The following is a 14,084-nucleotide window of genomic DNA, read 5'->3' on the forward strand; positions in this document are numbered from 1 at the left end:
ACGATGAAACAGCTGAACAAGGAAGAAGCACAACGCATCTGCGAGCGCGTCATCAAGTTCTCGAAGGCGGACGAATGCAGCGTCGACATCAGCGGCAAGCGCGAGGGCAACGTGCGCTTCGCCCGCAACAGCATTTCGACCGCGGGCTCGAACGAAGACATGCAGCTGACCGTGCAGGTCGCCTTCGGTAAAAAATCCGGCATCGCCCAGCTCAACGAATTCGACGACAAGTCGCTGGAAAAGGCCGTGCGCCGCGCCGAGGAACTGGCGCGCCTGGCGCCGGAGAATCCGGAATTCATGCCGGCCGTCGGCAAGCAGGACTATAAGGCCTCGCCGACCTTCGCCCGCGCCACCGCCGAGATCGACCCGGAATACCGCGCGCAAGTGGCGGCCTACAGCATCGAAGCGGCGAAGAAGGCCGGCCTGGTGACGGCCGGCTTCTTCAACGACGGCAAGCGTTTCAATGCCACCGCCAATTCGAACGGCGTGTTCGGCTTCCAGGAAATGACGGATCTGGCCTACACCTGCACCGTGCGCACCGAAGACGGGCGCGGCTCGGGCTGGGTCACGCGTTCGGCCACCGACGCCAGCCGTTTCGACGCGCGCGAGGCGGCCGCCGTCGCCATTGAAAAGGCGCTGCGTTCGGTCGAAGCCAAGGCCCTGGAACCGGGCCGCTACACGGTGATCCTGGAGCCGGCGGCGACCTCCGAGGTGCTGGGCAATATGTTCAGCTCCTTCAGCGCGCGCGACGCCGACGAGGGGCGCAGCTTCCTCACCAAGAAGGGCGGCAAGAACCGCCTGGGCGACAAGCTGTTCGACGAGCAGATCAACGTCTGGGCCGATCCGTGGAACACGGACGTGCCGGTGCTGCCCTGGGACGGCCAATCGGGCCTGGCGCGCCAGCGCACCGACATCATCAAGAATGGCCGCATCGCCTCGCTCGACTATTCGCGCTACTGGGCGCAGAAGCAGGGCAAGGTCGCCACGGCCGGCCACGGCAACATGATCATGGCGGGCGGCACCAAGTCGCTGGAAGAGCTGATCGCCTCGACGAAAAAAGGCGTGGTCGTGACCCGCACCTGGTACATCCGCATGGTCGATCCGCAGTCGCTGCTGCTGACGGGCCTGACGCGCGACGGCACCTTCTATGTCGAGAACGGCAAGATCAAGTACCCGATCAAGAATTTCCGCTTCAACGAGAGCCCGGTCACGATCCTGAACAATGTCGAGGAACTCGGCGTGGCGCAGGTGATCGGCGGCGACGAGGTGCCGTACCAGATGGTGCTGCCGTCGATGAAGGTGCGCGACTTTAACTTCACCTCCTTGTCGGATGCCGTGTAAAGAAGTTCGCTAGATGGCCCGTTACGATTTTTACTTCACGCGCCTGCTGTACGAGTCGGGCGACTGGGATGTGGACGTGCGCATGCCCAGCAACGTGCTCAATTCGCTGGTCGAGTACACCACCCTGAAGGTGGATCCGGCCGAGCGGATGATCGCGCTGTCCGACCCGAAGGTGCTCGAAGCGCCGTTCTGCTACCTGGCCGGACACAAGCTGGTGCAGTTCACGCCCGCCGAGCGCAAGAACTTCGAGCGCTACGTGCGCGGCGGCGGCTTCGTGTTCGTCGACGACTGCAACCACGACGTCGACGGGCTGTTCGCCAAATCCTTCGAAGCCGAAATGGCGAAGATTTTCGGCGCCTCGGCGCTGCGCAAGATCCCGAACAACCACCCGGTGTATTCGAGCTTCTTCAAGTTCGACGGCCCGCCGAACACCTCGGTGGAGCTCAACGGCTGGGGCGACGACCTGGTGCACGAGTACCTGAAGGCGATCGAGATCGGCGGGCGAGTGCGGGTGCTGTACTCGAACAAGGATTACGGCTGCGAGTGGGATTACGACTTTCGGAATAAACGGTTTCTCGCGGTGGACAATACCCGCTTTGCGGTGAACATCATTCAATATGCGTTGGGAGCATGAAGTGGCAGAGCATGACACGGTAAGCTGGAGCGAGTCCGAAGTGAGCGACCTGGTGGCGAAAGTAGGGGCGCTCAAGGCCAGCATGGCGCGCGTGATCATCGGCCAGGAGGGAGTGGTCGACCTGCTGGTGACCTGCCTGCTGGCCGGCGGCCACGCCCTGGTCGAAGGCGTGCCCGGTCTCGGTAAAACCTTGCTGGTGAAATCGCTGGCGCAGGCCACCGACATGCAGTTCCGCCGGGTGCAGTTCACGCCTGACCTGATGCCCTCGGATATCGTCGGCACCGAGATCCTGGAAGAAGATGCAGCGACGCGCCAGCGCTCGTTCCGCTTCCAGCCAGGCCCCGTGTTCACGCAGGTGCTGCTGGCCGACGAGATCAACCGCGCGCCGCCCAAGACCCAATCGGCGCTGCTGGAAGCGATGCAGGAGCGCTCCGTGACCTTCGCCGGCCAGACCCACAAGCTGCCGCGCCCCTTCTTCGTGCTGGCCACGCAGAACCCGATCGAGCAGAGCGGCACCTATCCGCTTCCGGAAGCCCAGCTCGACCGCTTCCTGCTGCGCATCGACGTCGTTTATCCGACCGAGGACGAAGAAGTGGCGATGGTGGCGATGACGACGCAATCGAACCTGCAGGATGCGGAACCGGCGCTGGATCTGCAGACGCTCTTGCGCTTGCAGCAGCTGGTGCGCGACATCGCCATCGGCGAGCATCTGCTGCGCTACGCCACGAGACTGGTGCGTGCGACGCGTCCGCAAGAGACGACCGTCGCGGCTGTGAAAAAACACGTCGGCTGGGGCGCCGGCCCGCGCGCCGGCCAGGCCCTGGTGCTGGCGGCGAAAGCGCGCGCCCTGATGGCCGGACGCCTGGCCGTCACGCGCGAAGACATCGGCGCCATGCTGCTGCCGGTGCTGGCGCACCGCGTGCTGCGCAATTTCGAGGCCGAAGCCGATGGCGTGGCGATGGCCGACATCCTGCAGGCGATCCGCGCCGAGATCCGGGTCGACTGATCGCTAATGGCACTGGCCAGTTCCGCGCTGATCGCGCATACGACCGACCTCGACCTCGTCATCCGCCACGTGCTGGCGGGACTGGGGCAGGGCGTGCACGCCGGCCGCGAGCGCGGCTCCGGTGTCGAATTCTCCGAGTACCGCGCCTATGCGCCGGGCGACGAGTGGCGCCGCGTCGACTGGAAACTGCTGGCGCGCGCCGACCGGTATTACGTGCGCGAGGCCGAGCGCGACAGCCACGTGGCGGTCTGGCTGCTGCTGGACGCCAGCGCCTCGATGGCGGAACCGAGCCGCAGCATTCCGGGCCTGGACAAGCTGGGCTATGCGCGCACGCTGCTGGCCTGTGTCGCCGCGATCGCGCAGCGGCAAGGCGACGCCTTCGGGCTTGCGGTCTTGTCCGGCGGCCGGGTGCAGTTCGTGCCGGCCGCGCGCGGCCCGCGCCAGCTGCAGCGGGTGCTGGCCAAACTGACGCAAGTGCAAGCCGAGGGCGAGTTGCCCGACGCCGCCGTCCTCAAAAGCGGCTTGCGCTTCGCCGGCTCTCCTTCCCTGATTTTCGCCGCCACCGATTTTCTCGACTGGCCCTCGCCGCTGTCGGAAGCGCTGGTGCGCCTGCGCCACATGCGTCACGACGTGCGCGCCGCCTGCCTGCAGACCGCGGCCGAGTGCGAGGGCAGTTTCGATAGCGCCCCGGCCTACCGCGACCCGGAACGGGACGCTGCCGTGTTCCGCTTCGGCGCCGACCTGCGCGAGGGCTATCTGCGCAAGCGCGCACAGCATTTCGATGGCGTGAACGCCGCCATGCGCGCCAACGACGTGCCGCTGGTGAACGCGCGCATCGAGGGGGCGCCGGGCGAGATCCTGCGCCAGTGGCTGCGCCCACGGGGCGGTAATGGAGGGCGCCGATGACCAGCCTGTGGTGGCTCGCCTTGCCGACCCTGCTGCTGCCGATCTGGTGGCACCGCAAGAAGCGCGTGCAGGTGAAGGCCGAACCGCTGGCCAGCGCGCGCTTCCTGCCGCGTACCGAACCGCGGCAAATGCGCGTCTGGCGCTGGTCGGATATCCTGCTATTGATCGTGCGCTGCCTGCTGCTGGTCTGTGCGATCGCCTGGCTGGCCGATCCGGTCTTCCCCTGGCGCGGCGACACGGTCGTGGTGGCGCAGGGGACGGATGCGCGCTGGGTCGAGCGCGAAATAAAAGCCGCCGGCTACGTCGAGGCGGCGCGCCTGCCGCTGCCGGCGCACGAGGCGCTGGCCTGGATCGGCGCCCACGAACGCGAATTCAAGCCGGAGGCGCGCCTCCTGGTGCTGGGCGATATCCCGATGCCGGCCGGCCTGCCGGCCTTCCGCCGGCCGGTCGCGTTGCGTACGCTGGCGGCGCCCGTGCCGCGCTTGGAAGCGCGCGTGGCCATCGTCAGCGCGCGCGCGCCGGAATGGCGGCGCATGTTCGCGGCGCTCGACGGCCCGCTGCGCGTCGTGCTCGAGAACACGCCGGGGCCGAAGACCGAACTGATCGTCTGGGACATGCCGGACGCGCCGCCGGCCGGCATGCGCGCGCCGCTGTGGTGGACGACCGATACCGGCGCGTTTACGGAACTGGCGCAATCGAAGGCGGTGGGCGGCATCCGCTATGCCGACGGCGCGCGCGGGCGGGTCTGGGCCTCGAACGCCTGGCCGCCGGCCGACCCGGGCGCGGCGCGCGCGCTGCTGGAGACCTGGCGCGAACTGCATTACGCACCGGTGCCCTATACGGCGCCGCCGCAGGCCTTTGCCCCTAGCGCGGCTGCCGCGCGCACCTACGCCAGCGGCGCCCTGCGCGACTTCCTGATGTGGGCGCTGGTCGCCTTGTTCGCTATCGAGAGGATCCTGACCCATGCACGGCGACGCTGACATCCTGCGCCGCCTATGGCGTGCGGCCCTGCTGCGGCGCCTGCCGCTGTGGCTACTCGGCACGCTGCCCTGGCTGGCGCTGCGCCTGCTGCCGGGCCTGCTGGCCTGGGTCGCCTGGTGCATGTGGGATGCGGCGCGCCTGCGCCGGCAGGTCGCGCACGGCTGGAGCGGCTGGCTGGACGCGGCCGTGCCGAGCCTGGAAGACAGCAGCGCGCTGCTGATCGAAGCGGACACGCCGCTGGCGCGCCTGCAGCGCCAGCGCCTGCTGGCCCGGATCGACGCCGCGCTCGACAAGCCGGCGATGCGACGCGCCGTGTATCCGCACATCGGCACCGGCTTCATGTGGCTGTTGCCCTGGCTGGCGCTGGCAGCCGTGGTCTGGTTCTTCGGCCAGCGGCCGGCCGTATCGGCGCCTGCCCCTGTGCCTGTCAGCGCGGCGGCCAAAGCGGCGGCCGTGCCGCAATTGACGGTCACCGCGACGCCGCCGGCCTATACCGGCGCCGCCACCAGCAGCGGCGCGCCGCGCGACATCAGCCTGCCCGAAGGCGGCAGCCTCGCCTGGTGCCTGAAAAATCCGGAGGCGGGCGCGACGACGCTGGAACTGAGCGACGGCCGTACGCTGAAGGTGGGCGAACGATGCGCGACCCTGGTCGCCACCGAATCCCTGTTCTGGCGCTGGCGCGGCGCCCGGTATACCGTCAAGGTGACGCCGGATGCGCCGCCGACGATCACCATCGCCCAGCCGGTTCAGATGATCCAGGAACTCAAACCGGACGCCACGTCGGCCGCCATGGCCCTGTCGGTGCAGGACGACTACCGGGTGCAGCGCGCCACCCTGCACCTGACCCTGGCGCGCGGCAGCGGAGAGAACATCAAGTTCACCGACCGCGAAATGCCGCTGCCGGCCTCGAACAATCCGCGCCAGCGCAACTGGGCGAAATCCTGGACGCTTGCCGAACTGGGCATGGAGCCGGGCGACGAGCTGTATTTCTTCGTGCGCGCGGCCGACAACGCCACGCGTGCCCACACGGTGCAGTCGCCCACCTACACGTTGCGCCTGCCGGCGCCGGAAGTGGAAGACAGCGAGCAGACGGCGGCCATGCCGATGCTGGTGAAACCGCAAAGCCTGCGCAGCCAGCGCCAGATCATCATCGATACCGAGCAGCTGATCGCCGACATGCGCGCCACCCGCATGAGCGCGGAGACGGTGCGCGAACGCAGCGAAGCGATCGCACTCGACCAGGGCCAACTGCGGCGCCGCTACGGCCAGTTCCTGGGCGAGGAATCGAACCTGTTCGGCGGCGAAGAGCACGACGACGACCACGCAGGGGAGGCCGGCAAGATGGACGTGCTGCACCAGTTCGGCCACGCTCACGACGAGGCGGAGAACGCGACCCTGTACGACGAGGAGACCAAGAAGGTGCTGCGCCGCGCCCTGGTGGCGATGTGGGACGCCGAGAAAGCGCTGCGCGCCATCTCGCCGAAAACGGCGCTCGCGCCGGAATACAAGGCGCTGGCGGCGATCAAGGAATTGCAGCAGGCCGACCGCATCTACCTGCACAAGACGGCCTTCGTGCCGCCGCCGATCCGGGAAGAACTGCGCATGACGGGCGATGTCGTCGGCGCGGTCAGCTATACGCGCGAGCAGGGCGGTGCGAACGAAGCGATCCCGAGCGACTTGCGCGCGCTGGTGGCGGCGCTCTCGAACGAGGGCGCGCTGCCGGCCTTATGGACGCGCACGGCGCACGACTGGGTGCGCGAGCGTCTGAAGGACGACGAGCAGCGCCTGGCGGCCCAGCGCGCGATCCAGGACGTGCAGGACGGCTGCCTGCGCTGCCGCCCGTCCCTGCGCGCCTGGCTGAGGGCCGGCGTCGAGAACGCGCCGGTGCTGCTGCAGGCCCAGCCCGTCACCGCTACGCCGTTTACACGCGCCTGGATCGATGGAGGCGCCAAATGATCATTGCGATCAGCCTGATCGGCGCGGCCAGCGTGCTGCTGTATCTGTGGCGGCGGCGCTTCTTCGACGCGCTGCTGGCACTGGTCGCCACCGCGGCGCTGGCGCTACTGGCGGCGGATCTGCGCATGCCGGGCGAGTCTGGCGCCACGCTGGCGATCGATGCCCGTAACCCGCCGGCCTCGCTCGCAGGCGTGCGCAGCCTGAGCCTGAACGGCGACGGCCTGCGCGCCGCCCAGTGGCAGGATCTGCCGGCGCGTCCGCTGGCCTGGACGCCGCCCGCGACGCCCGTGCTGCGCCTGGAATTTCCGCGCCAGCTGGCGCTCGGGCGCCTGTTCGCGCTGACCGTACGCCGCAGCGGCGCGGCGCCGGCGCGCCTGCAGCTGCTGGCCGAGAACGGACAATTGCTGGCCGAGGCGCGCGGCGCCGGCGACCTGACGGTGTCCTGGCTGCCGCCGCTGGCCGAGACACTGCTTTTAAAGGCGCGCCTGCTGGACGGCGAGAACAGGTTAGTGGCCGAAGGGCCGGTGCCGGTGCTGGTCGCCGAGACCCGGCCGCTGGCGGTACGCGGCCGCTTCAGCGCGCCCTCCTTCGACGTGCGTGTGCTGAACGATTTGTTGACGCAAAGCCGGGCCTTGGTCGACTGGCAGGTCACGCTCGGTAAGACCGTTACCCGCAGCGAGAGCGCGCGCGAAAAAATGGAGAAGCCGGATCTGCTGGTGGTCGACGCCGCCTGGTTCGAACGCGCGAACGCGCCGGCGCGCGCGGCCCTGCTGGAGCAGGTCGGGCAGGGCGCCGCCTTGTTGGTGCTGGGCGCAAGCGCAAATGACGCCGGCGTCTGGTCGCGCAGCCTGCAACTGCCGCTGCAGGCGCAGCCGGCCGACAAGCTGACCGGCGGGCCGCTGCCGCTGCCGGTGGCGCCGCTGGCGCCGGCCACACGCCAGGCCGGCCCCTGGCAGGGCAACGAAGCGGGTCTCTGGGCCCGCCAGTGGAATAATGGGCGGATCGGCTGGCTGGGCGCCGCCGACTGGCACCGTCTGGCGATCAGCGAGCCGCGCGCGCTGGCCCTGTGGTGGCAGGGTATGCTCGACGCGGTGCGCGTCGAACGGACGGAAGACATTCAATGGCTGGCGCCGCGCGAGATGCCGCTGCCGGGCCAGCGCCTGGAAGTTTGCGCGCTTGGCGTACGCGGCAAGCTGGGCTTCCCGGCGCTCGGGTTGACGCTCGACTGGCAGCGCCGCCCGGATCGGGTGGACGCGTCCTGCGTCGCCGTCTGGCCGCGCGCGCCGGGCTGGCTACAGATGGAAACCGGAGGATCCAAACCGGTACGCAGCCAGGTGTATGTGTACGCGCCTGAGGACTGGCCGCTGTGGCAGGCGGCCGAACGGCGCGACGCCAGCGCGCGCTATGCGGCGCGCACGCCGGCGCCGGCGGCAGCGGCCAGCCGGCAGGCCTTGCCTCAATGGCCGTTCGGGGTTCTGTTCGCGCTGGCGATGCTGGGCTTGTGGTGGCGCGAGCGGCGCTAAGGCGGCGCTGGCGCCCCTGTTCAGCAGTCGTTGTCACATTGCAACGACCACCAGTGGTCTGTTTCGTTACCGCAAGTAAATATCTCGACATTCTTTATTGCCTTCGGTAAAGTTTGATCGCCCGCGCTTGTCTATATCTGTCACAGCGCCGCGGGCTGGCTGGCCACGACCGCCACGACTGCTTACCAGATTCTTAGAGATTGGCCGCATGCCTTATCGGATCCCCGCCGCAACGATGCCCTGCAGGACGCTGCCGTGAACGCATTGCGCCGTCTCGCCATCCTGCTCTGCGGCAGCGATCCGCGTCTGCACCGCATGCTCCAGTACTGGGCCGCGACCTGCGTGCTCTACGTGATCTGCATCGGTCTGTTGATGGTGCAGGTCGAGCAGGGCGTGATCCATACCGGCGCGGCGCGCGGCCTGGCCGCCTTTGGCGCGGGCGGCGCGCTGGTCTTCTATGTGCTGATCCGCGCGCACAGCCTGTTCAGGCTGGCGCCCGACCAGCTGGCCGTGTTCCAGGCCGCGTTTTCCCTGGCGTGCGCCGTCTGGGCCTATGCCATTTCCGGGCCGCTGCGCGCCTCGATGCTGGCGATGACGGTCGTGATCATCGTGTTCTGCATGTTCGCCCTGCGGCCGCGCCAGACGCTGATGCTGTCGGCCGCCGCGATTGCCGGCATGGGCGCGACCATGTGGTGGCTGCAGGCGCACGACCCGCTGCGCTATCCACCCCTGACCGAGGCATTGACCTTCGGTTACCTGGCCGGCGCGCTGGTGTCGACCGCGCTCCTGAGCGGCGAGATGAGCAAGCTGCGTTCGCGCATGAAGCGCCAGAAGGGCGAACTGTCGGACGCCCTCGACACCATCCGCGTGCTGGCGACCGTCGACGAACTGACCTCGCTGATCAACCGGCGCCACATGAACGAAGTGCTCGAGCGCGAGCAGCGCCGCCAGGCGCCGGGTACCGATACCTGCATCGCCCTGATCGACATCGATTTCTTCAAGCAGGTGAACGACCAGTACGGCCACGCCACCGGCGACGCCGTGCTGCGCCTGTTTTCGGCGGCCGCGCGCGCCTCGCTGCGCGCCAACGACGTGCTGGCGCGCTGGGGCGGCGAGGAGTTCCTGTTGCTGCTGCCGGACGCCTCGCTGGGCGATGCGCGCGCCGTGCTGGAACGGATGGCCGAGCGCGTGCGCGGCATGACGGTGCCCGGTCTCGACGGCCGCCGCATCAGCTTTTCCGCCGGACTGGCCAGCCGCCGCGCCGACGAGCCCTTCGCCGACGCCATCAGCCGCGCCGACAAGGCTCTATATGAGGCCAAGGAAGCAGGCCGCGACCGCATCGTGCTGGCTCCTGCCGCCGACGCGATGCCCGAGTGCCGCCACGCGGCGCGCTAATCAAAAAAACCAAGGAACGGACATGCAGTGTACGCATTGTGGATCGGATCACACCCAGCGCCTGCAGCTGGTGCATGAGGGCGGTACGCAGCTCATCAGCACCAGGAGCCATACCGGCGAGGTCATGGATCTCAGCGACTCCCTGCGGCTGACCGGCCTGACGACGACGACATCCGGCGTGTCCAGTTCCGTGCTCGCGCAACGCGCCGCCCCGCCGGAAAAGAAGAAGCTGATGGCGGTGTCGGTGGTGGCGCTGATCGGGTTCGGGCTGTTCCGCAGCGAGGAGCATGACGCGATCGGCTTCCTCATCATGGTGTTCGGCGCCTGGAAAATCTATGAGGCGATCCGCTTCAACAGCCGCGAATGACCGGTTCTATACCGGCAGTGGCAGTGCAGCTGGTTGTGCCACAAGTGCGGCCACACCTACCAGCAATAAGCATGCGTGGCAGCCCGGGCGGGCCGCCGCTCTTCCTCAGAATGTATACTCGGCCCGCGCATACATCGTGCGGCCGTTGATCCCGAACGGGCAGGTCTCCCAGCAGTGCGTGAAGCCCATCTGCGGGAAGGGCGCGGCGCGGGCCGTGTCCCAGCGCGTCGGGTAGCGGTCGAAGGCGTTGTCGACGCCGGCCGTCAGGCTCAGATTGCGCGTGAAAGCAAAACGCAGCGCCAGGTCGATCAGCCATTTTCCTTCCCAGGTCTGCACGAAGGGCGCCGTGAAGCCCTGTCCCTGCACCCGGCCGTAGTAGTTCGCGCGCAGGTTCGCGCCCCAGGCCCCGCGCGCGTAGTCGGCCGCGACCACATGATGCTGGCGCGGCTGGCCGCGTTCGATCAGCGTCACCTGGGCGTCGTCGAACAGTTGAAAGCCGTTCAGCACCGGCGAGGACGAGTGGCGCGCTTTCACGGTGGTGCGGTTCAGGCCCAATTGCCCGGACAGTTTCAAGGTGCCGGCGGCCAGGTTGCGCGTCGTGTGCTCGGCCACCACGTCCAGCCCCAGCGTCTCGGTATCGATCGCATTCGTGAAGAACTGGGCCTGGCCCACGCGCAGCGGATCGAGAATGGCGCGGATCGGGCAGGCGGCGGCCGTCGGGCAGGCGCCGCTCTCCGGCGCGACCGTGCTGGAGAAGACGATACGGTCATCGATGTCGGTGCGGTAGACGTCCGCCGTCACCGAAAAATTGGAGACCGGACGCAGCACCATGCCTATGCTGGCGCTGCGCGAAGTCTCATCCTTGAGCGGGGCGATGCCGAAGGCCCGGGTGACGGCGCTGCCTTCGCGCGCGGTCAGGGTCTCGGTCAGCACGCCCCCATTGTTCAGATTGGTAGATACCGAGCTGTAGAACTTCTGCTGCACCGACGGCGCCCGGAAGCCCGTCGAGGCGCTGGCGCGCAGGCCAAAGGCGCGGCTCGGGTCGAGGCGGGCGATCAGCTTGCCCGTGGTCGTGTTGCCGAAGTCTGAATAGCGCTCGTGCCGCAGGGCCGAACCGAGCGTCAGCTGCGGACTCCATTTGTGCTCGAGGTCGAGATACCAGGCGGTGTTGTGGCGCCCTTCATAAACCTGGGTGGCCGGCGTATAGCCGGGAAAACCCTGAATCCCGGCCTGGGCGATGCCGCCCAGCTGGTCGCGGATGACGATCGCCGGATTGTTGGTGCGGCCGTACTGGTAAGACACCGGCTCGCCCGCCTCGATGCGGTAGCTGTCGCGCCGGTATTCGAAACCGGTGGCCACCAGGATCGGCTGGCCAACGAAGAACACCTGGCCTTTCAGGTCGAAATTGAAGGTCGACTGCTGGAAGCCGAGCGTGCCGGTATAGGCTTCGCGCGGCGATTCGCCGCGGATGTCGCAGGCGCAGTTCGGCTCGTACCAGTAGCTGACGTTGATCGAATTGCGCTCGTTGAATACCAGTTCGCTGCCGCCGTGATTGAAACTGGTGTCGAACTTCCAGCCGCCGCCGAGATCGGCGCGGTAGCCGACGGCGAGCGAGGCGTCGCGTACTTCGGTGCGGATATTCGGCAGGAAGCCGTCCGGATACACGGCCGGCACGTTGCGCGCATTCTCGCGCGGGCGGAAGAAGCCGGCCGCGTCGCCCGTGCGACGCGAGGCGCCGCCGAACAGGTACAGTTCGCCGCCATGCCCGACCGGCAGCACGGCGTTCGTCCACAGGTAGGCGTCGCGCGCCAGGCTGTCGCCGATGCGCTGGGTGACGCGCGGCGGATTCACGCGCAGGGTGTCGAGGCCGGCGCGGTTGGTCTCGCCGCGGCGGCGGCCCTCGAGCGCCAGGTTCAGGTAGCCACCGGCATTGCCGAGCGCGAAGCCGTGCCAGGCGCTGGCGCCGTAGGTGTCGCCGTCGCCCTCGGCCGTGGTGCCGGCGCTGAGGCTGGCGCCGCCCTTGCCGGCGCCTTCCTTCAGCACGATGTTGATCACGCCGGCGATCGCATCCGAGCCGTACTGGGCGGCGGCGCCGTCGCGCAGCACCTCGATGCGGGCGATGGCCGCCATCGGAATGGCGTTGATGTCGGTGCCGGCCGAGCCGCGCCCGACCGTCTGCTGGACGTTCACCAGGGCCTGCTGGTGGCGCCGCTTGCCGTTGACCAGCACCAGCACCTGGTCGGGGCCGAGGCCGCGCAGGGTGGCAGGGCGAATGATGTCGGTGCCGTCGCTGATGAAGGTGGTGCTGAAGTTGAACGAAGGGTCGAGCTCCTGCAGCGCCTTGCCCAGCTCCAGGTTGCCGGTCGAGGCCAGGTCTTTCGCGCTCACCAGGCCGACCGGCACCGCCGTGTCGAGCGCGGTGCGGGCCGCACCGCGCGAGCCGACCACGACCACCTTCTGCGCCGCTTCCTCATCGGCTGTCTGCGCCTGGGCGTAGGGAAAGGCGGCCAGCAGCGCGGCAGAGAGCAGGGTCGGTTGCAGGGTCTTGTGCATCATCGTGGTTCCCGTTGAAGAGTGTCAGTGATTGACGAATCTTGCCCGGCGTTCCTCCTGCGAACTTGTGCTATGTCAAGGCTCTCAGGATGACCGGAGCACATGTATCTAGTCGGCAACACTAGCTGCCCTACCAGTATGTTTCCCAACAACAATAAGTTAGTATGTTGAGATAACAAATAAACTACTGAAAGAGGCAATATGGATCTGGTTTACAAGAACGAGAAGACCTTGTTCGCGCTGATGCTCGTGTTTTCGCTGCTGGCCTGGGGGGGGCTGGTGGCCGGCATGGGCTGGATGGTGCTCGGCTATGCGCTGATGTTCTTCCTGTTTTACTGCTTCGCGCAGTCGGCGCTGATTTCCTATATCAAGGGCACCGGCGTGCGCATCACGCACGAGCAGTTCCCCGACCTCGAACGCCAGATTTCCGCCTGCTGCGCCAAGCTGGGACTCGAGCGCGAGCCGGAAGCCTACCTGCTGCAGATGGGCGGCTCGCTGAACGCCTTCGCCACCCGTTTCCTGGGGCGCGATTTTCTCGTCCTGTATTCGGACGTGGTCGACGGCCTGCATGACAATCCGGACGCGCTGAATTTCTACATCGGCCACGAGATCGGCCACATCAAGCGCAAGCACCTGAACTGGGGCACCGTGCTGCTGCCGGCCTCGCTGCTGCCGTTGATCGGCGCGGCCTATTCGCGCGCCCGCGAATACACCTGCGACCGCCACGGCCTGGCCGCCTGCGAGCAGCCTTTGAATGCCGAATTCGGCCTGGCCGCGCTGGCGGCCGGCGGGCGCCGCTGGCGCACCATGAACAAGAGCGCCTTCATCGAGCAGGCGCGCGAGACCGAAGGCTTCTGGATGTCCTTCCACGAACTGGTGGGCGACTATCCGTGGCTGGTGAAACGCATGGCGGCGGTGCGCGCACTGGCGGCCGGACGCGAAGCCGAGCAGCCGCGGCGCCACCTGCTGGCGACCCTGCTGGCGCTGTTCGTGCCGCGCCTCGGCGTGGCCGGCGGCGCGGGCGGCGTGGTGGTGACCATCGCCGTGGTCGGCATCCTGGCGGCGGTGGCGGTGCCCGCCTACCAGGGTTACCAGCAGAAGGCGGCCGTGGCCGGCGCCTATTCGGCCGGGCGCGCAGCCAGCGCCAAAGTCGAAACCTATCTCGCCCAGCAGGGCAAGATCCCGACCCTGGCCCAGGCCGGCGTGGCGCCAGGCGGCGGCGCCGTGCGCGAGATGAGCCTCGACCCCGACACCGCCGTGCTGCGCGTGGTCACCAGTGTGGACGGCAAGGATGGCGCCGGCGTGCTGGTGTTCGAACCGTCGATGGACGAACACAAGCGCATCGCCTGGGACTGCACGGCCGAAGGCATTCTGCCGCAAGCCATGCCGCGCGGCTGCCATTGAGGCATGGATCGGGGTGGC

11 protein-coding genes are annotated in these 14,084 nt (G+C 68.0%); 10 read left to right on the forward strand and 1 reads right to left on the reverse strand.

Annotated elements, in window-relative coordinates; all coding sequences use genetic code 11:
- The first annotated feature begins 3 nt into the window (after positions 1–3).
- The 9 genes from ASF77_RS06900 (at position 4) to ASF77_RS06940 (ending at position 10,109) form a co-directional block, all read left to right on the forward strand.
- Entirely contained in the window at positions 4–1,341 is a 1,338-nt protein-coding gene (locus ASF77_RS06900) for a TldD/PmbA family protein (protein ID WP_056336722.1), read from the forward strand.
- 13 nt (positions 1,342–1,354) lie between these two features.
- Entirely contained in the window at positions 1,355–1,975 is a 621-nt protein-coding gene (locus ASF77_RS06905; protein WP_056336725.1) for a DUF4159 domain-containing protein, read from the forward strand.
- Between the two features lie 82 nt (positions 1,976–2,057).
- On the forward strand, positions 2,058–2,981 hold the full coding sequence (locus ASF77_RS06910; protein ID WP_373961802.1) for an AAA family ATPase: 924 nt from the start codon (positions 2,058–2,060) through the stop codon (positions 2,979–2,981).
- A gap of 6 nt (positions 2,982–2,987) precedes the next feature.
- Positions 2,988–3,887 carry a DUF58 domain-containing protein gene (locus ASF77_RS06915; RefSeq protein WP_056336730.1) on the forward strand — a complete coding sequence of 300 codons (900 nt, stop codon included), beginning with the start codon at positions 2,988–2,990 and terminating at the stop codon, positions 3,885–3,887.
- Positions 3,884–4,867 (forward strand): hypothetical protein, encoded by a 984-nt coding sequence (locus tag ASF77_RS06920; protein ID WP_056336733.1) that lies wholly within the window; start codon positions 3,884–3,886, stop codon positions 4,865–4,867. The genes ASF77_RS06915 and ASF77_RS06920 overlap by 4 nt, the downstream gene beginning before the upstream one ends.
- A complete protein-coding gene (locus ASF77_RS06925) occupies positions 4,851–6,824 on the forward strand; it encodes a DUF4175 family protein (RefSeq protein WP_056336736.1) in 1,974 nt (657 codons plus the stop codon). The genes ASF77_RS06920 and ASF77_RS06925 overlap by 17 nt, the downstream gene beginning before the upstream one ends.
- Positions 6,821–8,347, forward strand: a complete 1,527-nt coding sequence (locus ASF77_RS06930; RefSeq protein ID WP_056336739.1) for a hypothetical protein — start codon at positions 6,821–6,823, stop codon at positions 8,345–8,347. The genes ASF77_RS06925 and ASF77_RS06930 overlap by 4 nt, the downstream gene beginning before the upstream one ends.
- A gap of 255 nt (positions 8,348–8,602) precedes the next feature.
- A complete protein-coding gene (locus ASF77_RS06935; RefSeq protein WP_056336743.1) occupies positions 8,603–9,742 on the forward strand; it encodes a diguanylate cyclase in 1,140 nt (379 codons plus the stop codon).
- A gap of 22 nt (positions 9,743–9,764) precedes the next feature.
- A complete protein-coding gene (locus ASF77_RS06940) occupies positions 9,765–10,109 on the forward strand; it encodes a hypothetical protein (protein ID WP_056336746.1) in 345 nt (114 codons plus the stop codon).
- A gap of 105 nt (positions 10,110–10,214) precedes the next feature.
- Here ASF77_RS06940 and ASF77_RS06945 read toward each other — a convergent pair whose 3' ends face one another.
- A complete protein-coding gene (locus ASF77_RS06945; RefSeq protein ID WP_056336749.1) occupies positions 10,215–12,665 on the reverse strand; it encodes a TonB-dependent siderophore receptor in 2,451 nt (816 codons plus the stop codon).
- Positions 12,666–12,863: 198 nt separating this feature from the next.
- Between ASF77_RS06945 and ASF77_RS06950 the strand changes: the two genes are divergently transcribed.
- Positions 12,864–14,066: a M48 family metalloprotease gene (locus ASF77_RS06950; protein WP_056336750.1), complete on the forward strand. Its 1,203-nt coding sequence runs from the start codon at positions 12,864–12,866 to the stop codon at positions 14,064–14,066.
- Positions 14,067–14,084 lie beyond the last annotated feature (18 nt).

This window comes from Massilia sp. Leaf139, from assembly GCF_001424165.1.
Lineage (GTDB): Bacteria > Pseudomonadota > Gammaproteobacteria > Burkholderiales > Burkholderiaceae_D > Telluria.